A 23,220-nucleotide genomic window follows, 5' to 3' on the forward strand; every position below is an offset into this window, starting at 1 on the left:
CTGCCCCATCAACCCAGCCATCCGATCATCAGCGGCAGCAATACAAAGGAAGCGAGCGTCGTCCATAATATGCACCGGGTCACGACTTTAGGTGCCGCATCAAACTGCTCGGCCAATATGACCGCGTTCACTGCAGCCGGCATGGAACTGAGCACCAGCATAACGTTAAACAATACGCCCTGAATACCGAGCAGGTATAAGAGCAGCGCGGACGCCACCGGTGAGATCACCAGGCGCATCGCCAGACCGGCGTAGAAAGCTTTGTTCATCGCTGCCGTATAAGCTGTCTTCCCGCTCCTGACACTGACCATCTGCGCCCCCAAAATAAACAGAGCCACCGAGGAATACGCGCCCGAAATCATCGATATTCCTTGATTCAGCTCCTGCGGCAGCTCCACATGCGCTGTCCGGCAAATCACGGCAAGCACAGCCGCGTAGATCGACGGCAATTTGAAGATCGAGAGCGCCGCCTGCTTTACGGAAAACTGCGAACGTGCGGCAAAATACACGCCCAGCGTATTGACGATGATGATCTGCAGAATAACGTACACGGATGCCTTATCCAGCCCCGCTTGCCCAAAGGCCAGCAGCACCAGCGGCAGACCATAATTGACGCAGTTCGTAAACAGCGCCGTCAGCGTGAGGCCTGACCGTTCGGCGGCCGGGAGCGACCACGCTTTTCCAATCCCTACAGCAATCCCCCACAACAGCAGCATATTAAGGACCGTGAACAGAACCGTATCCGTAATCTCACCGTAGCTGATGTCGGCCCCAATCAGCGTTTCGAAAATAAGAGCCGGACTCAGCAGGTACAGGGACAGCGTGGAGATCGGCTTGGTATCGATCGGCTTAAAATGCTTGATCAGCGCCCCTCCGATTACCGGCAGCGATATCGGGAGGAACACCTGGTACACTGTAGTCACAAACGTCTGCAGCATATGTAATCCTTTCCTGTCATTGTGCTATGTTTAATCCCAGACGGGGGCCTTCTCCGGATGGCGCTTCAATTCAAACATCAGCCTGATCTGCTCATCCGTATTACGGATTTGCGACAGGGCGGGAAGGTCGTCCTCTGCAAAAAACTGAACGCCGCTCGTCTCTACCCCCTCAGCCGCTTCGCCGCCGGTGATTTCGCAGGCGATGAATATTTTATACACATGATACGGGCCCGGCGGATTATGCTTCAGGTTGTCGAGCACGGCCAGGAGCCGGGTCGGTGTAACCACAAATCCGGACTCCTCCCGTACTTCCTTCACGGCAATTTCGGAAGGCGACAGCCCGATATCCGCCCAACCGCCTGGCAGCGACCATTCCCCTTCGGCCTTTTCGCGGACAAGCAAAATTTGATTTCCCTGAAAAATCACCCCTCGCACATCCACCTTCGGTGTGGCGTATCCGTCTTCCCCGGCAAAAAGTGCCGTCAACAGTTCGGTCTCAACATTGGTGTACTCCCGCATAATCTCTACGCTCAGCGCCCGAAGCTGTTCAAAGCGTTCCAGGTCATATACGTCCCGCGAGTATGCCAATCCTGTCTGGGCAACGGCTTGAATCTGTTTGGCCCACTCCAGCCATTTCAACGGTTTGTTCATCGGCAGGTCTCCTCCTCTGAATCGAATTCAACAATTTTTTCATAAAAATTAGTGAGAAAGATTATCATTGAGAATGAATGTGTGATACAATGATCTCGAGTCATCATTCATTAACATATCATAAGGAGTCGACGACCATGGTGAAAGCCCCTGATCAAAAATACGCTTCCTTGCGGGTTGACGATTATCTTGACCTTTTAAACCTGGCGAAGCAGCTGCAAGACACCCGGTGGCAGAAGGAAATTATCCGCAAGCTCGAACGCCTCAACAATACATCGATCCATCCATTGTCCTGTTAACATAGAAGACCGCGGGCGCGTATTTTGATAGTACCATGCCTTCGGGGGAATCTGAACATATTTTCCAAAAGTATACCTTGAGCGTATTGGATATTACAGCAGGGGTGCCCAGAGGGTGCTTCTGCTTTATTTGTGTTGGTCACCCTGCGTCTTCAGCCAATTTTTCCACCGGCGGGTCATGGACAGGCGTGCCTCAGTGCTTCGCTCGGAATAGGTGCCTTGTCCTTCCCTCCATTCCGGTACAGGCGGAAATTGTACCCCTGTAATCCGTTCCAGTGCACCGCAGCGCTCGCCAAAGGTGGAAGCCCGTTGATGATTCGCTTCCTCAGCTAATCCAGCTATCAAAGGCCGGACAAACAGTGGATCGTTGATGTTTGCTGCGAGACGGACAGCCCAATACCGAATATCCAAGCTCGGGTCCCCAAGCAATGGAACGAGTTCCTCTGTGATTTCACCCCACCATTCAGGATGCCTCTGGATTGCATACACCCCAGCCATGCGAACATGGGGACTTGGGTCCCGCAGCACCTCCCGTACCAATTCGGTCGTATACCACTCCGGATGTTCCGACAGCAGCAGGGCAGACACGCAGCGAACTTTTTCATCGGGATGCTGAAGCCATTTATACAGTGGTTGTTTCAGTTCGATTAGGGAGGCATCGGAGTAAAAGGAGAGCAGCGACTTCATCACTTTATCGGTGTCATCACTCTGCAACGCTCGCAGCCTGTCGGCCAATCCTTTTCTTTTCCACCGTTGCCAACAAGCGTAAGCCCCCTCCCCCTGTATTTGCTCGATTCCATGATCAAAGTTCACAGCTGCATAGACATCAACAACGCCTGCCTGCAGTTCATTCCATATCGGGAGCGAAGCTCGGCTGGTCGCCAGTAGAGCAGACTTCACCTGCCGGGAAGACCAGTTTGGTCTAGCCTCCCAGATGCAAGCGGCAGCTCCCAAGATCATCGGGGCCGCAAAGGAGGTTCCTTCTGTCCTGGCATAGCCCCAAGGCAAAGAATCGGATGAGGCCGTGAAATGATTCAGAAATTCCTCTCTGGACTGGAACGGAGTGGGCAGCACGATATTAGCGGCAGGGGCCAAAATTTCCGGAGTCCACTTATTTTCAAACGTCACGCCTCTGCTATTGGGATACGGGAGCGCATGCTCCGCCTTTCCATCTTTCGGAATGATCACACCGCCTACCGACAAAACCGACGGGGCAGTTGCGGGTGCGTTGCTAATCAGCTCACGGGTATTCCCGCAGGCCGAGACCAACAGCAGTCCTTCGCCGGCCAGCTCCTCGCATAACCTGCGAACAGGATCAGCCTGTCAAGGCAACAGCCCGGAGTCTCTGGAAGCGCTCACGGTCAAAACAGCCCCGCGAATGCGGTATGTGCACCAGTTCGCTTTTAACCAGAGGAGTGCCCCTCCAATTTTCTCTTCAAGATCTTTGGGAGTGTGGAGCGGTCCTGCTTCGAGCAAAAATAAATGGGCTTCAGGTGCTGCCCCAGCGTACTCTCCTTCCGAAAGCTCACCGGATCCGGCAGCAGCGGCTGCGCTCATTAATCCGTGATGTCCTCGATCCCAAGGCCCTTGGTCAGCAGCTAGAAGTTCAGGCAGTGCCTGTGAGTCTGATGTGCGGACCAGATATGTGTCCCGCCGTTTGTTCGATGCAATGTCAGGATGGTGCGGGAAAATGCCGTCAATGACGGCGATATTGACGTTCTTCCCCGTTAAATGGTCTGGAATAGCCAGAAATGATCGAATCGATGGCCACATGCTAATTTCCTCCCTCATTTTGGAATGAAATGCTTACTGCTGCCTCTCCTCACACGCAAGAAAAAACGGACTGCCTGCAGGCAGTCCGTTTCGTTGTATACGTTCTTGTAGAATATGATATTAACCTTCGAGCAGCAGAGATTCCGGATCTTCCAGCATCTCTTTGATCGTCACCAGGAAGCGTACGGCATCAGCGCCGTCGACGATCCGGTGGTCATAGGACAGGGCGATATACATCATTGGACGGTTCTCCATCCGCTCGGCGTCGACGGCCACAGGGCGAAGCTGGATGTTGTGCATGCCCAGGATACCAACCTGTGGTGCGTTCAGGATCGGCGTGGACAGCAGGGAACCGAAGGTTCCGCCGTTCGTGATCGTGAACGTTCCGCCCTGGAGCTCGGACAGCGCCAGCGTATTGCTGCGCGCCTTGCCGGCCAGCGTGGCGATCTCTCTTTCGATGTCGGCAAAACTGAGGCGGTCGGCATCACGGACGACAGGCACGACGAGGCCTTCTTTGGCCGATACGGCGATACCGATATCGTAGTATTTCTTCACGATAATGTCTTCCCCGTCAATCTCCGCGTTCAGGTGAGGGAACTTCTTCAGCGCACCCACCACCGCTTTGGTGAAGAAGGACATGAAGCCGAGGCCAATCTCATGCTTCTCTTTGAAAGCATCTTTGCGGCGCTTGCGGATGTCCATGATCGCCGTCATGTCCACCTCGTTGAAGGTTGTCAGCATGGCGGCCGTTCTTTGCGCTTCTACCAGGCGTTTGGCGATCGTCGCGCGGCGGCGGGACATGCGTGTGCGTTCCGCCGGTTTGCCCGGCTGGGATACTGCTGCTGGAGCGGCTGCCTGCGGCGCCGGTGCAGCAGCCTTAGGCGCTGCCGGAGCTTCTGAATGGTTCTTCACGTTGTCCGGATAAATGCGGCCTTTCGGATCACGGCTCGATACCTGATCCAGGTCGATGCCCTGCTCGCGGGCCAGCTTGCGTGCGGCCGGCGACGCGGCAAGGTAACCTTCACCTTCGCCGGAACGTGCAGGCTCGGCTGCTGCTGGCGCTGCCGGTTGGGCTGGTGCCGCTGCTGGTGCAGAAGGCTGCTGAGCCTGCGGCGCCTCTTCCTTCGCTGCCGGTGCGGATGCCGGTTTGGCGTCTCCGCCGGTGCCCATACGTCCGATCACTTCACCGATTTGAACCGTATCCCCGTCTTTTCTCAAAATCTTCTCCACCACGCCGTCTTCCTCGGCACTGATTTCCAAATTGACCTTATCCGTTTCAAGTTCGAGGAGGACGTCGCCTTGGCTAACTGCCTGGCCTTCCTCCACATGCCATTTAAAAATCGTTCCTTCTGTGATGGATTCTCCCATTGCCGGTACTGTAATATCGCTCACTGCCGCTACCTCCCCAGAGTGATGTTATGCTTAATGGATTTTTGATTCAATGCTGCCGCAACGATTTGCTGCTGCTCGAAGGCGTGTACTTGTTGGAAGCCGCTCGCCGTACTGGAGCGTTCCGGACGGCCGTTGTAGTTCACCGGCGTATCCTTCGGCGCCACCTTGCGGAGCTTGGACTCGATGTAGCGCCATGCTCCCATGTTCTCAGGCTCTTCCTGTACCCACAAAATTTCCTTCACGTTCGTAAAGCGGGCCAGAATGCCGGCGACTTCCTTCTCAGGGAACGGATACAGCTGCTCCACACGGAGGATGTGCAGCCATTCGTTCGCCTCGCCGCTCTTCTCCAGCGCCTCCTCCAATTCAACGGCAATCTTGCCGCTGCACAGGATGATGCGCTCTACGCGCTCCGGACGTCCGCCCAGACCTGGCTGTTCCAGCACAGGCTTGAAGGAGCCTTCGGCGAATTCGGCCGGGCTGGAAGCCACGCGGGCATTCCGGATCAGGCTCTTCGGCGACATCAAGATCAGCGGACGCGCATCTTCGCTTTCGGTCATTGCCGCTTGACGGCGCAGCAAGTGGAAGTACTGGGCTGCCGTCGTAACGTTCGCTACAGTAAAGTTCTCTTCCCCGCCGAGCTGCAGGAACCGTTCCAGACGGGCACTGGAGTGCTCCGGTCCGGCGCCTTCGTAGCCGTGAGGCAGGAGCATTACAAGGCTCGATTTCTGTCCCCATTTCGAGCGGCCGGCCGAAATGAACTGGTCGGTGATCACCTGTGCCACGTTGGAGAAGTCACCGTACTGGGCTTCCCAAATGACCAAGGTCTCCGGCGAGTACACGTTGTAGCCGTATTCGAATCCGAGCACCGCTGCTTCGGACAGTGGGCTGTTGTAAATTGCAAAGGATGCCTTGGCGTCCGGCAGATGATGAATCGGGCAGTAAGTCGAGCCGTTCTTCGTATCATGCAGCACCAAGTTGCGGTGTGCAAAAGTAGCCCGCTCGGCGTCCTGACCGGTCAGCCGGATCGGCTTGCCGTCTGCGACGATCGAGGCGAAAGCCAGCGTCTCTGCAAGACCCCAATCCACCTTCTCCCCTTCGTTCAGCGCAGTTTCCCGGCGCTCCAGAATACGCTGCAGCTTAGGATAGACGTTGAAGTCATCCGGACGGCTCAGCAGATCCTTATTGATCTTGCGCAGCTTGCCAATCGGCACGGCCGTCTTGATCTTGGCGATCCGCTCTTCGGCTGGCGTCTGGTGATGCGAGTTGGCCGGATCCTGTTCCTTGTCCTTAATCCGGTCGTATGCTGCCTTCAAGCGCTCCTGAACCTGCTGGATGATCTGCGCGGATTCTTCCTTGCTGATCACGCCTTCCTTGATCAGGATATCCGCATAAATGGCGGCAACCCGCGGATGAGTCTTCACTTTCTGGTATACGAGCGGCTGGGTCGTATCCGGATCGTCCGTTTCGTTGTGGCCGTAGCGGCGGTAGCCGACCAAGTCAATCAGGAAGTCCTTCTTGAACTTGTTGCGGTATTCGCTGGCCAGGCGCATCGCGTTGATGCACGCTTCGGGATCGTCGGCGTTCACGTGAACGATCGGAATTTCATAACCTTTCGCCAGGTCGCTTGCGTAATGCGTCGAACGGGAGTCTTTACTCTCCGTCGTAAAGCCGATGTTGTTGTTCGCAATAATATGAATCGTTCCGCCGTTCTGGAAGCCCGGCAGCTTGTTGAAGTTCAAGGTCTCGGCCACGATGCCTTCGCCCGGGAATGCGGAATCCCCATGAATGATCACCGTCGCGGCTTTGTTTACGTCCTGCTGCGGATATCCCGGCTCGGTGCGGTCCTCCTGGGCGGCGCGGGCAAAGCCCTCGACCACCGGATTAACGTACTCGAGATGGCTCGGATTGTTCGCGAGCGTGATCTTCGCTTTGACGTCGCTCGCTCCCTCAACGGTTCGGTTCGCGCCAAGATGGTATTTCACGTCTCCGGTCCAGCCGAAATTGATGCCCATCGATCCTTCTGAAGGGAACAGCTTCTTGTTCGGAGAGTGATGGAATTCCGCGAAAATTTTATCGTAAGGCTTGCCGAGCACGTGAGCCAGCACGTTCAGACGGCCCCTGTGGGCCATGCCCATCAAAATATGCTCCGCACCTTCGTCCACCATGTGGCGGACAAGCTCATCCAGCATCGGAACCATCGTGTCGGTTCCTTCGATGGAGAAGCGCTTCTGCCCGACAAAAGTTTTGTGAAGGAACTCTTCGAATTGATCTACTTCCACCAGTCTTTCCAGCAGCGCCTTTTTCTGCTCTGCGTTCAAAGGAATCACAGACTGGTTCTCGACCTGGCGGTTAAGCCATACGCGCTCCTCCACTTCATGGACGTGGCTGAATTCATAAGCAATTGTGCCTGTATATGTTTGACGCAGTTTCTGGATGGCTTCCCAGCCAGTTCTCACGTTATCGGGAGCTCCGTCCCAGATCAATGAAGCCGGAAATGCTTCCAGGTCGGATTGGCTTAGCCCGTACTGCTCTGGCTCAAGCACCCGTGTGTCGGCTTTGGTGAGAATGCCCAGCGGATCAATGTCTGCCGCCAGGTGTCCATAAGTGCGGATGTTCCACACCAGCTTGCCTGCGTCAACGCCCTTCTTCAGCAGGTTGCCATCCAAAGCGACGGATTTCGGTGCCGCAGCCGGCTCCAGCTCGGCAGACGCCATCGGCGGCGCTCCCCACAGCTGGAACACTTTACGGTACGTTTCGTCCACCGATTCCGGATCATTTACATAACGTTCGTACTGTTCCTGGACGTACCCCAGATTGGGCCCGTAATACGATTCCCAAGCCCCCTGCGCTTGCTCGTCTCTCTTATTGGTTATCATCGTTAACGTGATACCTCCGCCTTGATTTTTTAATAGTCATATAGAATGAATAAACCGCTTCATTGTTCAATCTATATTTGGACGGAAATCTGAACAATCAATGCAATGTAATGTAAGCCATTTCACGAAAATGTAAGCGGCTCAATTTCTATTATAAACAATTCGGAGCCAGACCTGAAATAACCATTTAATATAGTTATCATCTAAAAAACAGATGGATTAAGTTTGTCACCCATTCTCGTATATGACAATATTTACAGCTCTCCTTCGCCAAAAAGCGACAGCTGTCCCGGAGGCTTCTCCGGGGTCTTCATGCCGAGCTTGTCCATCAGCTGAATTGCATTGTCCGCCGCATCTCCGCCCGAATTGTTGTTAAAAATGACCCAGCATTCCCGGGTTTTCTCCAGCAGCTTCCCGATATGCTCCTTCCATTCCTCAAGCTCCTTGTCGCTGTACCTGTACAAATACCGGACCTCCCGCCAATTGGGCTGACCGCTGGAATGCCATCCTGCCGCATTGCGGCCATGCAGCCGCACAAGCGACACGTCTTCACGGGTCGCCTCCAGAACGAGCGGCACCGATCCCTCTCCGGCCTGAGGCTCGTCGCAGACGGTATGAATCCATCCTTCTTCCTTCATAAAGGCCAGCGTCTTCTCCCTCATCTCCCCGGCAAACCAGCTCTGATGGCGGAATTCCAACGCCAGCGGAAATCCGTCCATCCACTCGCGGGTCCGGCGCAGAATGTCCACATGCTTGCGCTCACAGTCAAACCACGGCGGATACTGAAACAGCACGGCGCTCAGCTTGCCGGCCTGGCGCAGCACCTCCGCAGACTCCCGGAACGCTTGAAACATCGTCCTGGAATCGGGATAAGGGCTTTTCCCCCGGGCGTGTCCGGTCATTCCCTGATAAGCTTTCACCACAAAACCGAAGGAATCCGGCGTTTGGGCAGCCCATTTTTCCATACGCTCCGGCGAGGGAGTCGCATAGAAGGAGTTGTCCATCTCCACGATGGGGAACACGTTGCCGTACATCCCCAGCTTCTCCCCCGCCTTGGTTCCCTTTTCGTAAATGTCGTCATGATCCCCCCAGCCGGAAAGTCCGATTCGAACCCGCACGGCGGGGGTTATCGTCTCATCCATAGCCATCGACTCCATCCATAGTATTGACCAACAATAATTTTCCAAGTATAAATCCGCTTACCATACCTATACCCGATTGAAGGAGGCGCCCTTCAGATCTTGCGATATTCCAGAAAGTGGATATGATAAGAGATATGCGTCAGCTTTACGATCTTTAGTAGCAAAGGAGCATGAATGTATGAGCCATTCGTTCGTCATGTTTTCCGGCCCGCACCTTGCTGCGCTGACGGTCTTCGTGCTCGCCTGCATCCTGATGTTCCTGGGCAGAATCCGCCTTCAGGACAGCATGCCGGCCAGGCAGATGGTCCGTTACTTGATCATCGCCTGTCTGATCGCCTCCGAAATCGCACTCGACATATGGAACATAACAGAAGGCTACTGGAACATCAAGTCCACGCTGCCGCTCGAGCTGTGCAGCATTACGCTGCTGCTCTCGGTCGTCATGCTGGCCGTCCGCAGCCGCTTCCTCTATCAAATCCTGTTCTTCGCCGGGATCGGCGGCGCCCTTCAGGCCCTCATCACCCCAAGCCTGGATTTTGCCTACCCTCATTTCCGGTTCTTTCAATTTTTCGCTGCCCATATGCTTATCATTTTGGCATCCCTGTACATGACCTGGGTCGAAAAGCTTCAGCCCACCTGGAGATCTGTCGGCTGGACAATGATTTTTCTGAACGTTCTTGCACTTGGAGTTGGCGTCATCAACTGGATGCTGGGGTCAAACTACATGTTTCTCATGCACAAGCCGCCGACCGCTTCGATTCTGGACTTTCTCGGTCCGCACCCCTTATATTTGCTGGCGGAGGAAGGAATCGCCCTGCTGATTTTCGCATTGATGCAGCTGCTGTTCTTTGTCCTGCCCGCGAAAATATCCAAAGCGTCAGCGACAGCCAAAGCAAGGGACAAAAGCGTTCTTTAAGCCGGCCATAAAGCCTTTCACGCTGCCCTCGCCGGTATCTCCTTCCGCTGCCTCTACGTTGTGATCTCCCTGCCGAAGTTCTATAATGAACGGAAAGCTTAGAAGCTGTGAACCGGCTGATGAACTGACAAGGAGATGGACCCCATGACTGGACCGAAAGTTGTGCAAAATATTACCGAGCTCATCGGCGATACCCCGGCGGTCAAGCTCCGCCGTTTGGCGGGAGAACAGGATGCCGACGTGTACGTGAAGCTCGAATACTTCAACCCTAGCGGAAGCGTCAAGGACCGGGCCGCTTATAATTTGATTGCGCAGGCGGAGCAGGACGGCCTGCTGAAGCCGGGCTCGACCATTATCGAGCCGACGAGCGGCAACACCGGCATCGGGCTGGCGATGAACGCGGCGGCCAAAGGATACCGCGCCATTATGGTGATGCCCGACAACATGACCAAGGAGCGGATCAATCTGCTCAAGGCGTATGGAGCCGAAGTGGTGCTGACGCCGGCAGCGGAGCGGATGCCTGGTGCTATTCGCAAGGCGCAGGAGCTGCAACGGGAAATTGTAGGCAGCTTCATTCCTCAGCAGTTCGAGAACGGGGCCAACCCGGATATCCACCGCCGCACGACGGCGCTGGAAATTTTGGAGCAGATGGAAGGGCGGCTGGATGCCTTCGTCGCAACGGCGGGCACCGGCGGAACCATTACCGGCACGGGCGAAGTGCTGAAGGAGAGACTCCCCGGCATCGGCATCTATGTCGCCGAGCCGAAAGGCTCGCCCGTGCTATCCGGCGGCCAGCCGGGACCGCATAAGCTGGTGGGCACCAGCCCCGGATTCATCCCGCCGATCCTGAACACGGACGTCTACGACGAAATTTTTCAGGTCAGCGACGAAGACGCCATCGGAACGACGCGCAGGCTTGCCGCCGAAGAAGGCATCCTGGTCGGCCCCTCCTCAGGCGCTTCCGTCTGGACCGCGCTGCAGGTAGCCCGTCGTCTGGGACCCGGCAAACGGGTGCTGTGCATTGCGCCGGATACCGGAGAACGGTATCTGAGCATGGGCATTTTTTAGTCGTGCGCAAATCATCGAAAGGCATCAACCGGTTGGTATCCCCGGCTGATGCCTTATTTATGTTCATCGGTTGAGACGGGCATATGCCCGAATGGGAGAGCAACATCTCAAAATCCCTCTCATGCTATAAAAGACTCAAGCAGGCCACAGCCTGTTAAACCGATGAGGAGTTGACAATACATGAATAGATTGACTGGAAAAACAGCACTGATTACCGGAGCGAGCCGCGGCATCGGCCGGGCCATTGCGCTGCGCCTGGCCGCGGAAGGAGCGCTGGTGGTTCTCCATTACGGAAAGAGCCGCTCCGCCGCCGAGGCGGTCGCCCGCGAGATCGAGCAGCAGGGCGGAACGGCGCTGCTCCTCTCGGCGGACTTCAGCTCCGTTCGCGGCATCCCGGAGATGTATGAAGCCCTGGATGGCCTTTTGCAGAATCAAACAGGCGGCCCCGGCCTGGACATTCTTGTGAACAATGCGGGCATCGGACTTTCCCTTCCCATTGAGGCGACAACGGAGGAAGCCTTCGATGAGGTGATGAACGTGAACGTCAAGGCACCGTTTTTCGTCATTCAGCAAGCACTGCCGCGGCTGCGGGACGGCGGGCGGATCATCAACATCTCCTCCGCGACGACCCGGATCTCACTGCCGGTGATTCCCGCCTACAGCATGTCCAAAGGGGCGATCAATACGCTGACCCTGAACCTCTCGACTCAGCTTGGCTCCCGCGGCATTACGATCAACGCGATCATGCCGGGATTCGTGGAGACCGAGATGAATGCCGAGACGCTGCAGACGCCGGAAGGCCGCGAGTTTGGCGCGAACTTCTCGATCTTCAAGCGGTGGGGACAGCCGGAAGATGTCGCCGATATCGCCGCCTTCCTGGCATCGGATGACAGCCGCTGGATCACGGGCCAGCTGCTGGACGCCAGCGGCGGAACGCATCTGTAAGTGAGCCCTGTCGCTCACTCGTGCCTAGATGCGCGCCAACCTGCCCTTTTTATAAAGCAAAAAATCCAGTGCCGTCGAGGGCACTGGATTTTCTTTTTATCACACAAATTATTATGGAATATACTGCTGCACCACTTTGACGACTTTGCCGTCCTTCACCGTCAAATGAAACGGAAAAGAGCGGATGTCCAGCAGCTTGTCGTTATGGTAAATCGCCAAAAACTTGTTCAAGCTGACCGGTTCGTTCCACTGAATGTTCATTCCTTCATAGGTTCCGTCATGATCATACAGCTGCATCAGCACTTCAGCATCCGGAGCGATTTCGTACGTCTCCAGCGTCTCATCGTCGTTGACGATGTAATACCCGTCGGGAGCGCCGCCCAGCTCTTCGGCATCCGGCTCCCGTTCAAGGAACTTCTTGTCTGCCGCCGCGCCCTCGTACCATTCGATCGGATCCACCGTCACGTAGAGGTGGCCGTTCTTGTTCCCGATGGTGGACAGCATCGCCGTCACCGTGTCCTCGGTTTGCGGAACCGGCTTATATTCGTTATCAGACCCGACTGCACTCGTTGACGTCACAACCAGCCCCAGCAGAAAAACGATCATCAGGGAAGCGAATACGGTCATCTTTTTTTTCATTTGAAAATATCTCCTTTATGGAATCATGATTTCTATCCATATCAACCATTACCCTGCGGGATTGTTTTCAAACGCTGCGAGAGGGCTCTGTGATGTAACTTTATTGTAAGCCACAGCCGGGGCCAAATCGTCACAAATTCGTTACAGCCGAGTCAAATTGTTGTAAATTCTTCAAGCGCTTTCGTGAATGAAGGAGCCGGCAAGCCCAGTCAACCCTTCTTCTCCAAAATGTCCTTGATCTCCGCCAGATCGTGGATCTCATAAGTCGGGACGATGGCGGTTTCGTTGGGCAGGCGGTTCGGGTTGTACCAGCACGTGTCGATGCCGATATTGTTGCCGCCCTGAATGTCCGAGGTGAGGGAATCGCCGACCATCAGCATTTTATCCTTGCGTTCCTCCTGAATCACCCGGAAGGCATGCTCGAAAATGCCCGCCTGCGGCTTCTGGAATCCCGTATCCTCGGAAACGATGACCGCCTCGAAAAAGTCCTTCAGGTCGGAGCGGCCGATCCGTCCGAACTGCACCTCTTTAATGCCGTTCGTGATGATGGCCATTTTGTAACCGTGCTCCTTAAGATAGAGGCAGATATCCAGCGCACCCGCCAAAATAAACGCGCCTTCGGCGAGCGATCCCAGGTAACGTCTGCTCAATTCCTCGGCGTCGTCGCTCAGCCCCTGCTCGCGGCCGAATCGGCGAAAGCGCTCGACCCGGAGCTCCGCCGAGCTGATCTGTCCCTGTTCAAATTCGCGCCAGAGCTCCTCATTGATCCTTTTATAGCAGCCCGTTATTTCCGTATCATTCGCGTCCAGGCTGCAGCTGGTGAGCAGCTGGTTCAGCGCGTGGCTCTCCGACATTTTAAAATCGAACAGCGTTTCATCCGCATCAAACAAAATCCATTCGTACGACAAGATGTACCCTTCTTTCAGTAAAGTGATATAAACGGCGTCAGTGTGCCTTCAATTTTCAAACCTCATGCAAGGCATCACTCGGCAGGTTTGTGCGTTTCTATTGTACCATGCCGCCAAAAATGCCTGCTTGCTTCTACGTCCGTAGCCCAAATCCAAATGAATGGGCGATTCCCCGGGACTCATCTGCCATCTGGTTCTTGGAGAGCCTTATCCCAGGCAGACGCGAAGTCGGCCACAGAGGCGTACCGCCCGGCCCGGTCGGCATGTACCGCCTTCAGCGCAATGTCATACAGAGACCTGCCGGCATCCCATTGGTCATAGGAGCGGTCCATCTCCCCGCCAAAGATGAAAAAGGCTGTCGCCCCCATATTATACACATTAGTGATGCCGTCAATCGCAGCGCCGTATTCAAACTCCTCGGGGGACATAAAACGGGACGATCCCCACAGCCTGCCCATCCGGTTCTCAAAAGAGCCTTTCTGGTACAGGTCGATATCGCAGATTTTCGTCGTGTCAGTGGCAAAATCGTAAAGAACGCTTCCGTCATAGAAATCAACCGCTATGTACCCTTTTTCCTCAACGTGGACATGAAAATCAAGAATAGCTCTGTAGGACGCCAGCCGCTTCTCCAGCGGCAGCCTGCGGTATCGATAAAACGGGGACCTCGGGTCTTCATATTTGGCTGGAGGCGGAAATGCCCAATGAGGATGCAGCGACTCCCCGTCAAACCATTCAAACACGGCGGCGTAGCCGGGTCCGGCTTCAAAATGGCTCAGCATCCGCACCAAGCTGGGGTGATCCAAATCCTCGTAAATTTGAACAGCCTGCTTCAAACGCAGGATGGCGTCCACCGGTTCACCCTCAAACTCCGTGGTAGCCGCTCCGGCGTACTTGATGAACCGTCTGACTCCGTCCTTTTCCACGCCAAACGAAAGGTTGCCGGAGTCCTGCTTGTCAAACACCGCAAACACCTTGCCCCAAGCGGACAGCCACTCCAGCGGATGCGGCTTTTTCAATTGAAACGATACTTCATCGATCTTGATCGTAAGCGGTTGGTCCATCCGTTCAACTCCTTTTTATGGTTGGTCTGGGCTTATTCTATCTTCAAATTCCCGATTTTGCTGCTGAATGTCAGAGGCAATCCGTCTATACAAAAACAGGAATAAGCCCAGGACGGCAATCACGATACCGCCAACCAGCGTAATATTGGTGATATTCCAAATATAATCCGGGGTTAAATCCTTTAGTGTATGCACATCGTTAATATTTTGGGCGTGCGCTGCATAAATCAATACTTTTTCAAAACCGCCGAGCCCGACAAGCAGCAATCCTGCTCCGAGCAGCATCATTCCCATCAGTCGCATGCCCGTTATTCCTCCCTCTTAGTAGGATTGCGCCCCTTTTCCGCTTCTTCCGCACGGCCGGGTTCCGCATCCAGCTCCCGTTCGAGCTCCGCCTCAATGTCCTCGTCGCTCATCTGGTAATCATCCTCTTCCGACACGCCCAGCTTCCTTTCCAAAAAGCTCACCCTTGCCCTCAAATCTTCCACCATGCCGTACAAATAGCTCAGCAGGCCGACCATAACCAGAAGGGTCAGAACGGTCCCCCAGGGGCCAAACACCCAGGTTGCGATCAGCCCCCCGGCAAGAAACACGACGATTCCCATGATAAAATAAACCATTGCCCACTTCCCTTCTGCCGCCGGTTCAGTATGCGTCACCTTTGGGCTGCTAACTGCCGCTGCGGCAAGCTTCTATCGGGCGCCCAATCCTTCCGCTACCATATTCAAAAAGTAATCCCGGTGCTCCGGATGACAAGCGATCAGGTAAGGCTCTTCCGTCATGGCGTCAAATGGTTTTCCATCAAAGTCCATGACCAGCATCCCCGCTTCCTTCGCGATCAGAACGCCGGAGTAGAGGTCCTCCCCTTCGGAGTTATACAGAATGATGGCATCGATGTTCCCTCTCGCCAGCATGCACCACTGCAAGGTCGGCGCCCACAGCCGCATCATCCGCTTCGTACGCAGGTCAATGTGGTTTCTAAGTCGGATGGCTCGGTCATTGATACCTACCACATGTCCCTGGATCCAGGCGACCGTTGCTTTATTGAACGCTGGTGCAGGCCCGTTCGTTACGAGCTGCCCATTGCAGGTAGTTCCACCGTTACGGGTGGACACGAACAGACGGTCAATCATCGGTTCGTAAACCACGGCCACGACTGGCTGCCCTTGGTGCATCAGCGTAATCGAGCAGGAGAACGCAGGCAGGCCGATCGCATAGTTGTTCGTTCCGTCCAAAGGGTCTACCAGCCATAGCCAGTCGCTGCGCTGGCCATGATCCCCCGATTCCTCGGCCCGGATCCGGTGATCCGGGAATTTGCTGCGGATATGCTCGAGAATCCGTTCCTCGGCCAAATGGTCAACCACCGTGACGAGGTCGCCGTTATCCCCTTTTTGGTCAACCTTTTCCAGCTTGTCAAAATAAGCCTTCGCGATGGCTCCCGCTTCCTTGGCTGCGGCGACCGCCAGCTGCTTTGCCTCTTCAATGATCCGTTGATCCATATGTACTCTCCGCTCCTTGTGCCTAGTGTTCATATTGCTACGCCAGCCTTCGCTCCTTCAAGAAAGAAAAAACCCTGTGCGTCAGGGTTTAATTCAAGCATTATACTTTCCGTTTGAAAATGGCGATGACGTCCCTTGACTGTCCCTGGGATACGCTCGTGTCAAAGCACGATACCAGCTCCCAGCCCTCGTAGCCGTAGCTGTTCAGCAAATCCTCAAATTCCTCCTCGTCCACCTTGCCGCCCAAAAAGCCGCCTGTTTTATACTTCACCGTCTTGTAAGACCATTGTTCCATCATTTTACGCTTCCTTTCATCGTATCGTTTGGCCGCTCACAACATGCCAATGCATATGTTTGGATTCCTGGTAGTCTCCTAAGTTAGTGACGACCTTGGCTGCTCCCGTCTGCAACACCATGTCTGAGGCGACCTTCTTAATTACCCTTAAAACTTCGAGCAGCAGTTGTTCGGTATTCTCCGCTTCTCCGGATATCAGCGATCCTACATGAAGCTTCGGGATCACCACAACATGATGCTCATAATAAGGGCGTGTATGATGATAAGCGAGCACCCGATCCGTCTCATACACGCGGTTAACCTGCGTTTTGCCGTTTAGCACCTCGTCGCAATAAAAATCGTTCGACACGCCGCTCAACCCTTTCCTTATCGTAGCTGCTTCAGCAGCTGCGAAACTTCCTCCATCCAGAGGCCTTCGGGATCCGCGATCACCGTATGCCAGCCCAATGCCCTGGCAGGGATCAAATTTTTCTCCTGATCGTCCACATAAATGCAGGGTCCTCCCCCATCGCCGAGCTGCTCGCCTACGAGCTGATAAATGCGGGGATCCGGCTTGCAATACCCTGCTCTGCTGGATATGGTAAGGCTCTTCACCTGCTCCTTGACGGGTGCCAGCAGCCCGCTCAGCCATTCCTCCCGGTGGTTGCTCAGCAGGTGGATATCCGCGTCCCTGCTCCATGTGGCAATACGCCCCAAAGCGGGGAGGGGTTGCAAATACTTCATGGCTAGCGCGCTCAGCCGCTCCATGCTCAGATCTGGTCCATGCCCGGCGAGCCAGTCCCTAAACTGCTCTATGGTGATGCCGCCTGTCCAGAACGACTCGCGAATTTCCCGGCTGAAGCTGTCTTTTAATTGACGATAGGCCGTGCTTCCGGCCATGGCAGCAGCCTCTTCCCAAAATCCAGGCGAGAGGTTCGTTGCAATGACACCGGCGACATCTAAAATAACCTGGGGTCTGTTCATCGGCTCATCCCCTTCCAAGCTTCCAGTCATCATCAGCTGGGATTGGTGCCGCGCAAACATTCGTCTACCCATTCATAACACCGCTGCAGATCCTCATGGCTGACCAGGTCGGAGCGGTGCTCGAACTGAATTTTGACCTGCGGGTTTTCCTCGCGGATAACAGTTAAATAATCTCCGATCGGGGCCCAGCCGTCCTCCGGGCGCTGTTCCGGCAGCACCGGGTAGCGCAGCTTGACGGACGATTTCGTGTACTGAAGATTCCACAGGTGGATAACCTCCGCATACTTCGCATATTTGCGGATGACCGGCAGGGCCTGAAAGAAAGGGTCCACGTTCTGCTGCAAAAACAGCCTTCCCGTATCCAGGCACAGCCGGATGTCCGGGTACTTCTTCAGCAGCGCTTCCAGCACGTCATGCTCATAAATATAAGAATTCAGCGCATCGAATTCCAAAACCGGCGTGAAGCCGTAATCTCGGGAAGCGGCGCTAAGCCAGGCAAAAAGCTGATCGCTGCGCTCCGTAAACAATTCAAGCGAATAATCGCTATCATAGACATACTCCGTTCTGTCGGAAAAATGCCATTTGTCCCAGTTCACCCGGTCATTCAGGATGACGGGCTTCGGATAATGGAACAACACGTAATCCGGCCGTACGTTTCTTAAATAGTCGAGCTCATCCCGGATCAGCCGGAGCGCTTCATCACGGGTAAGCTCGTTCGCATCCAGAAACAGGGCGTCCCGAAGCAGCGCCTTCCCCGCACGAAGGGGAAAATGTACACCGATGCGAAAGTCCCGCGCTCTGGAGGCGCTCAGTAGCTTCTGCGTGTCCGCTTCATTTTCAAACAGACAGGCCTCGATTCCGTAAAATTCGTCTCTGAAATCGCGCTCCATCTTTTGCTCGTCAAACGAGCCGTATTGCCCGATCAAAAATCGCTTCATCGTCATTCCTCCGGCAGCGGGGTGTGAACTATCCATATGAAAATTTAACCATTACTTCCACGTTCCGTCCAGTATTCATTGAACCCGGCCCCCTGCACGAAAGCCTATGAATCTATCAAAACGAATTGAAACGGATGATGGGAGCAAGTGTGTAAAATATGCCCACGATCGGATCATCAGGGACGAATCCCCTCCTCCGTCATCCGCTGCTTAATCTCGTTCAGCATATCCCGGGCAAAAGCCTGAAGCATCCGAGGTTCCACGCTCACTTCATCCGTCTGTCCTCCATACTGAAGAAGACACTGGCGCAGGAGCGGCTCATACGCAGGCGGAAGGGACTCGAGCCCCCATTCGCCGCCTTCCTTTTTGGAGGACACTTCGCCTTCCCGCAAAAATCGCAAAATTCTGCACAGATTTAGCGTGTAATATACCGGCGCCTCGGCGATCTGCTCCACGGCATGCTCCACATCGGACCAGATCGACCGGATGTACATCTCTTTCTCCGGCCTGAACACGGACGGTGAGGGCTCCCCATACAGCGTTATCCCACGGTGGTAAATGACCATCATATGGGCCGCAAGATCAGGGTCTTCATAACCGCCGCACACATATTGCGCATCAGATTCATACCGCTCCCGGTGAGCCTCCGAATAATGGAATTCAAACGGTGTTGGGTGCAGCGGCTCCCCGGCGTACTGCCTGAGGATGACGCTGACTTCCATCCCGCGGTGCCCCGGCATCAGACCGTGAAGCTCAAGAAGGCCTCGGGCAAGCCGAGTCCAAACCTCCGGCCCCGGCTTCTCTTCAATGACCGCCAGGAGATCAATATCGCTCCGGTCTTCACGGTAACACCCCATCGCCAGTGAACCGTGCAGATATAAGCCGGTCAACGGTGCTCCAAGCTCGGTAATAAAAAGCTGTGTCAAACGGTGCAGCACCTGCTGCGTATTCATAATTTTCCTCCAATATAGAAAAATGGCTGCCCCCTTACCGGGAACAGCTGTCATTTCGGCACTATGACCCCTTTTTGCCTGATCCGAAAGCAATCGCATACCGATCCGGATCGATCAGCACGAAGTCTTTCCAGTCCCCCCAATCCTGATGTTCCAGCACAGGCTCCTGAATGAACTGCGCTCCTCTAGCTTTGAAATGCTCATACAATTGATCCAGTTCTTCATGCGTTTCGACATATGCGTAAGTGTCCCATGGAACCATCTTGTTGTCCCCGGAAGGGTTGGGACGGACATCCTCTGCCTTTGCCGCCTGAATCAATTTGAAGCCGAGGGCAAAATCATCCCTTACCGCCCAAACGTCCGACACGTCACAGCCGAGCACATCCGCATAAAAACGCTTGGACCTCTCTAAATCCGAAACCAATCGAACCTGAACCGAAAAGTGAACTTTACTCAATGAACATCATCCTCCGAATGGTTGATTCTCCTTCGTGCGCTCAACCTCTTCCTGGATTGACCGCAAGGCCAATGGATGAGCTCGAAGGGTTGCTCTATGAAACTGTCAGATACAGCGCTTTCAGTCTATCACAAATTTTAACAATGATACATATGATTTCCTACTCCTTCCACATTCTCGTCACCTGCCGCAGGGTCTCTCCCTCCCACTCCGTCTTGTAAATATCCGGCATGGAAGTGGATTCCCAGAAGGCGTAATCGAACCGCGGGTCAAATTCGCCCAGCATCAACGTCATAATATCGCCGTGAGTCCCAATGACAATCCGCTTTCCGGCATGCTCATCCAGCAGTTTCCGGATCACCTGGGCTGCTCTATGCCGCGCCTTCAGGCTCGACTCTCCCCCCGGAAAAGCAAAAGCGGCATCGCCGTATACCTTTTGCTTCGCTTCTTGAAACGATAGGCGCCCGATCTGCCCGATTTCCCGTTCCCTCAAATCTTCTTCTATGATGATTTCCCTGCCCGCGGAGTCGGCCGCATCCCGGATCGTTCGCACGGCTCGCTCGTAGGGACTGGAAATGTACAGGTCAATGCCTTCACCCAGCAGTCTGTCCTTGACCGCAAGCGCGTCTGCCAGCCCCTGACGGGACAGTCCCCGTGTTCGTTCCCTGCCTTCCTCATAAGGCGATTCGGCATGCCGGACAAAATACAGAATCGTGTTCCGCTTCAGGTGATGTACTGAATTAGCAGTCATGAACCAGCAACCTTTCCATTTTATTGGGTTAAAAAAGAAAAAGACCCGTTTCAACTTCATCATACCAGCGATCCTGCCGCTGACATATCTGAAATTTTCACGGGTGCTTATATGAAGATAATAACGGTTCAAGCTCTTCTCGCCAGCTCGTAAGGCAGACACAGCGGGACTCCCGTCCGGGGGTCGACGAGGATGTCGGCTTCTATAGCGAAGACCTCCCGCAGCACTTCCCGGGTCATGACTTCGCCGGGTGTTCCCTCCGCCACGACTGTGCCTGATTTGATCGCCACCATATGCTGCGCATACCGTGTGGCATGGTTCAGGTCGTGAACGACCATAACGATTGTGCGGCCCTCTTCCTCATTCAGCTTCTGCAGCAGCTGCAGCACTTCCAGCTGATGCGCCATATCCAGGAAGGTCGTAGGCTCGTCGAGGAACAGAATATCCGTCTGCTGAGCCAGCGCCATGGCAATCCATGCCCGTTGGCGCTGGCCGCCGGACAACTGGTCGATCGCCCGGTCCCTAAAGGCCCCAAGCCCCGTAACGTTAATGGCCCACTCGATAACCTCACGGTCCTGCGTGCTGATGCTGCCAAATCCCCGCTGATGCGGCGAACGGCCGAAGCCGATCAGCTCGGTTACGGTCAGCCCATCCGGGGCCGTGGGGGTTTGCGGCAGGATCGCGAGCTGCTTCGCCACATCCTTGGTCGGCTGGCTGTGGATCGATTTGCCGTCGAGCAGCACCGCTCCGGAGGATGGCTTCATCAAGCGGGCCATCGTTTTGAGAATCGTCGATTTGCCGGAGCCGTTGGAGCCGACCAAAGCGGTAATTTTACCCGCCGGAATGCTCAGGTTCAAATTGTTGACAATGAGCGTATCGGCGTATCCGATGTTCAGCTGCTCGGTGCCGAGCCTCGACTGGAGCTGCGGTTTATCCTCCGTGGCGATCTCTTGCTCCGGCCAAGCCAATGTGTTTTGTACCATACCGTATCATCCTTTTTTAGGGATTGTATTTCGCGGCGGATTCGCCGCTCCGCATGCAGGGTGCCTTATGCTATGTTCAACGTTGTCGAATATACCGTATCGTCTAACGCATAATTGCCTTTGTTGACACATTATGCGTGGAAAAGTGCAATTTATGTGTATGTATACACACTTATTATGATAATGATTCTCAATTTCATTGTAAAGAGTTTTTTCCCTCTTCTCCGTCTTATCTCGCGAAAAAAGGACAATGGAACTCATGGTCCCATTGTCCAAATATTGTTTCCGGCTTAATTACTCAAAATGTCCTTCAGCTGTTCCTGCTTTACGGCCGTGACCCGGGTCGTCTTCTTGTCAAAAGAGACGTTGACCTCCTCCACCAGCTCAACCTGCCCCTCCGCGAACGTTAGGGTGAGCGTGACTCTATAGGGTGTCTCGATGTACACCACGGTTAGCTCCAGCTGCAGATCCTCGGTCAACCGGGCCGAAATGACGGCTTCCTGCCGATGCATGGCCAGATCCTTCCGGAAGATGTCCTTGGTGCTTACCTTCTTCGTCAAATCAAAGGGAAGTTCGCGCCGGCTGCCATTGGCATAACGGATCCGAAGCTCGGACCGCTCATCCAGGCTGCACACCGTAATCTCGGCAACGCCGCCTGGCTCTGGAGCTTGGACACGGTATTGCCCTGCCCAATCATCCGGCATAGCGGACGAAGCAGAAGGTACCCGGTGCTCAGCGTCTTCCTGCATTCGCGCGATCCGCTGTAGAAGCAGCGGGTACGCTTCGGAGCTGACTTGTTGCGATCGGTCTACCCGGTCCACAATATGCTCATAGATGAGGTCCAGCAGCTGCGGCAGCTGCTTTTTCATATGGCTCATGCCGGAAGAGGCTGCAATGACAATGCCGTGCTTCGGAGCAACAAAGCAGAGCTGCCCGAACCCGCCGTTTCCCATATAACACCCCTGCCGGCACCGGAAAAATTGGTAGCCATACCCTTCCGAAAAATCGGCCCTCGTCTCATTGCGGCGGTTATCGCTCTGCTCCGCGGTGGCTAACCGGATGTATTCCGTCGATACGATTCTCCGGCCGCCATACCCGCCCTCGTTCAGCAGCATCTGACCGAACTTCGCCACGCCGTCGATGGGAATGCTCAGCCCCATGCCGCCTGCGGTCACTCCCATCGGGCAGGTTTCCCAATCCACCGAGTCAATTCCAAGGGGCTCGAACAATCTCGGTTTTACATATTCGACGAGGCTCATGCCGGTCGCTCTTTCCAGAATGGCGGCAACCATGTAGGTCGCATGGGTGTTGTACACGTAATGGCTTCCCGGCGGATGCTCCGGCGCCAAGGATAAGAACGTTTGGGCCCAGTCTGGCCCGGATTCCATCACCCGGCCGTAAATGTTGTCATGATGTCCTGTATTCATCGAAAGCAGATGGTGGATGGTCATCTGGGATAAGTAGGGCGGGACGTTACCGGCAAGCTTATCGGGAAAATACGAAACGACCGGATCCGTCAGCCGGATATATCCTTCGTCCCTGGCAATTCCCGCCGCAATGGAAGTGAAGCTCTTGCTGAGCGAAAATAATAACGTAGGTGCCTCTTCCCGATACGGCTGACGGTTGAAACGGGCCGTAACTTTTCCATTCTGAAGCAGCATCAAACGGTTGACCTGAAGCTCCAGTTCCTCGATCCGTTCTAAGAACCGAAGTACATCGCCGGACGACAGGCCGTGGCTTTCCGGCTGTGCGGTTTCCAGTTCCAATCCCAAT

General features: G+C 54.7%; 26 protein-coding genes. 4 read left to right on the forward strand and 22 right to left on the reverse strand.

The genetic code is table 11. The annotated features are described in order from the left end of the window. Positions 1–8: 8 nt before the first annotated feature. Both K2F33_RS00645 and K2F33_RS00650 read right to left on the reverse strand, forming a co-directional pair. On the reverse strand, positions 9–938 hold the full coding sequence (locus K2F33_RS00645; protein ID WP_105445866.1) for an AEC family transporter: 930 nt from the start codon (positions 936–938) through the stop codon (positions 9–11). Between the two features lie 30 nt (positions 939–968). Then, a complete protein-coding gene (locus tag K2F33_RS00650) occupies positions 969–1,589 on the reverse strand; it encodes an NUDIX hydrolase (protein WP_192716448.1) in 621 nt (206 codons plus the stop codon). A 137-nt stretch (positions 1,590–1,726) separates the two neighbouring features. Here K2F33_RS00650 and K2F33_RS00655 point away from each other — a divergent pair, with 137 nt between their 5' ends. After that, positions 1,727–1,888 (forward strand): hypothetical protein, encoded by a 162-nt coding sequence (locus K2F33_RS00655; protein ID WP_163878816.1) that lies wholly within the window; start codon positions 1,727–1,729, stop codon positions 1,886–1,888. A 126-nt stretch (positions 1,889–2,014) separates the two neighbouring features. Here K2F33_RS00655 and K2F33_RS00660 read toward each other — a convergent pair whose 3' ends face one another. The 5 genes from K2F33_RS00660 to K2F33_RS00680 form a co-directional block, all read right to left on the reverse strand. Then, positions 2,015–3,178, reverse strand: coding sequence for a S8 family serine peptidase (locus K2F33_RS00660; RefSeq protein WP_263882256.1), 1,164 nt, complete (start codon positions 3,176–3,178; stop codon positions 2,015–2,017). A 33-nt stretch (positions 3,179–3,211) separates the two neighbouring features. Further along, positions 3,212–3,661 carry a S8 family serine peptidase gene (locus tag K2F33_RS00665; protein ID WP_263880732.1) on the reverse strand — a complete coding sequence of 150 codons (450 nt, stop codon included), beginning with the start codon at positions 3,659–3,661 and terminating at the stop codon, positions 3,212–3,214. Positions 3,662–3,781: 120 nt separating this feature from the next. Further along, positions 3,782–5,053: a 2-oxoglutarate dehydrogenase complex dihydrolipoyllysine-residue succinyltransferase gene (odhB, locus tag K2F33_RS00670; RefSeq protein ID WP_263880733.1), complete on the reverse strand. Its 1,272-nt coding sequence runs from the start codon at positions 5,051–5,053 to the stop codon at positions 3,782–3,784. Between the two features lie 5 nt (positions 5,054–5,058). Beyond that, positions 5,059–7,929: a 2-oxoglutarate dehydrogenase E1 component gene (locus K2F33_RS00675; RefSeq protein ID WP_263880734.1), complete on the reverse strand. Its 2,871-nt coding sequence runs from the start codon at positions 7,927–7,929 to the stop codon at positions 5,059–5,061. Positions 7,930–8,183: 254 nt separating this feature from the next. Then, positions 8,184–9,071: a DUF72 domain-containing protein gene (locus K2F33_RS00680; RefSeq protein ID WP_263880735.1), complete on the reverse strand. Its 888-nt coding sequence runs from the start codon at positions 9,069–9,071 to the stop codon at positions 8,184–8,186. A 178-nt stretch (positions 9,072–9,249) separates the two neighbouring features. Here K2F33_RS00680 and K2F33_RS00685 point away from each other — a divergent pair, with 178 nt between their 5' ends. From K2F33_RS00685 to K2F33_RS00695, 3 genes are all read left to right on the forward strand, one after another. Beyond that, positions 9,250–9,987, forward strand: a complete 738-nt coding sequence (locus K2F33_RS00685) for a YwaF family protein (protein ID WP_263880736.1) — start codon at positions 9,250–9,252, stop codon at positions 9,985–9,987. A gap of 144 nt (positions 9,988–10,131) precedes the next feature. Continuing rightward, a complete protein-coding gene (gene cysK, locus K2F33_RS00690; protein WP_145136371.1) occupies positions 10,132–11,055 on the forward strand; it encodes a cysteine synthase A in 924 nt (307 codons plus the stop codon). Between the two features lie 180 nt (positions 11,056–11,235). Then, positions 11,236–12,000, forward strand: a complete 765-nt coding sequence (locus tag K2F33_RS00695) for an SDR family oxidoreductase (RefSeq protein WP_263880737.1) — start codon at positions 11,236–11,238, stop codon at positions 11,998–12,000. Between the two features lie 111 nt (positions 12,001–12,111). Here the strand turns inward: K2F33_RS00695 and K2F33_RS00700 are convergent, their stop codons facing one another. From K2F33_RS00700 to K2F33_RS00770, 15 genes are all read right to left on the reverse strand, one after another. After that, positions 12,112–12,639, reverse strand: coding sequence for a hypothetical protein (locus K2F33_RS00700; protein WP_089545691.1), 528 nt, complete (start codon positions 12,637–12,639; stop codon positions 12,112–12,114). Positions 12,640–12,848: 209 nt separating this feature from the next. Then, entirely contained in the window at positions 12,849–13,547 is a 699-nt protein-coding gene (locus K2F33_RS00705) for a YjjG family noncanonical pyrimidine nucleotidase (protein ID WP_076173270.1), read from the reverse strand. A gap of 179 nt (positions 13,548–13,726) precedes the next feature. After that, the gene (locus K2F33_RS00710) at positions 13,727–14,608 is read right to left on the reverse strand and encodes a serine/threonine-protein kinase (RefSeq protein WP_263880738.1); all 882 of its coding nucleotides are present in this window, start codon (positions 14,606–14,608) and stop codon (positions 13,727–13,729) included. Between the two features lie 15 nt (positions 14,609–14,623). Continuing rightward, a complete protein-coding gene (locus K2F33_RS00715; RefSeq protein WP_212982667.1) occupies positions 14,624–14,911 on the reverse strand; it encodes a hypothetical protein in 288 nt (95 codons plus the stop codon). Between the two features lie 5 nt (positions 14,912–14,916). After that, the gene (locus K2F33_RS00720; RefSeq protein ID WP_263880739.1) at positions 14,917–15,267 is read right to left on the reverse strand and encodes a hypothetical protein; all 351 of its coding nucleotides are present in this window, start codon (positions 15,265–15,267) and stop codon (positions 14,917–14,919) included. Positions 15,268–15,300: 33 nt separating this feature from the next. Beyond that, complete coding sequence (locus K2F33_RS00725; RefSeq protein WP_263880740.1) at positions 15,301–16,107, reverse strand: inositol monophosphatase family protein; 807 nt, start codon at positions 16,105–16,107, stop codon at positions 15,301–15,303. Positions 16,108–16,207: 100 nt separating this feature from the next. Further along, entirely contained in the window at positions 16,208–16,402 is a 195-nt protein-coding gene (locus tag K2F33_RS00730; RefSeq protein WP_076173494.1) for a DUF4177 domain-containing protein, read from the reverse strand. 16 nt (positions 16,403–16,418) lie between these two features. Continuing rightward, complete coding sequence (locus K2F33_RS00735; RefSeq protein ID WP_263880741.1) at positions 16,419–16,751, reverse strand: HIT domain-containing protein; 333 nt, start codon at positions 16,749–16,751, stop codon at positions 16,419–16,421. A 17-nt stretch (positions 16,752–16,768) separates the two neighbouring features. After that, positions 16,769–17,365, reverse strand: coding sequence for an HAD family hydrolase (locus tag K2F33_RS00740; RefSeq protein WP_263880742.1), 597 nt, complete (start codon positions 17,363–17,365; stop codon positions 16,769–16,771). A gap of 32 nt (positions 17,366–17,397) precedes the next feature. Continuing rightward, the gene (locus K2F33_RS00745; RefSeq protein ID WP_263880743.1) at positions 17,398–18,303 is read right to left on the reverse strand and encodes a sugar phosphate isomerase/epimerase; all 906 of its coding nucleotides are present in this window, start codon (positions 18,301–18,303) and stop codon (positions 17,398–17,400) included. 176 nt (positions 18,304–18,479) lie between these two features. Beyond that, complete coding sequence (locus tag K2F33_RS00750) at positions 18,480–19,256, reverse strand: aminoglycoside adenylyltransferase domain-containing protein (protein WP_076173277.1); 777 nt, start codon at positions 19,254–19,256, stop codon at positions 18,480–18,482. A gap of 61 nt (positions 19,257–19,317) precedes the next feature. Next, the gene (locus K2F33_RS00755) at positions 19,318–19,713 is read right to left on the reverse strand and encodes a VOC family protein (protein WP_076173278.1); all 396 of its coding nucleotides are present in this window, start codon (positions 19,711–19,713) and stop codon (positions 19,318–19,320) included. Positions 19,714–19,873: 160 nt separating this feature from the next. Continuing rightward, complete coding sequence (locus K2F33_RS00760) at positions 19,874–20,464, reverse strand: histidine phosphatase family protein (protein ID WP_076173496.1); 591 nt, start codon at positions 20,462–20,464, stop codon at positions 19,874–19,876. A gap of 128 nt (positions 20,465–20,592) precedes the next feature. Then, entirely contained in the window at positions 20,593–21,447 is an 855-nt protein-coding gene (locus tag K2F33_RS00765) for an ABC transporter ATP-binding protein (RefSeq protein ID WP_084204029.1), read from the reverse strand. Between the two features lie 290 nt (positions 21,448–21,737). Next, a complete protein-coding gene (locus tag K2F33_RS00770; RefSeq protein WP_076173279.1) occupies positions 21,738–23,219 on the reverse strand; it encodes a serine hydrolase domain-containing protein in 1,482 nt (493 codons plus the stop codon). Position 23,220: the final 1 nt, after the last annotated feature.

Origin of the sequence: Paenibacillus sp. PSB04 (assembly GCF_025809195.1) — a bacterium.
Taxonomy (GTDB): domain Bacteria; phylum Bacillota; class Bacilli; order Paenibacillales; family Paenibacillaceae; genus Paenibacillus_AQ; species Paenibacillus_AQ favisporus.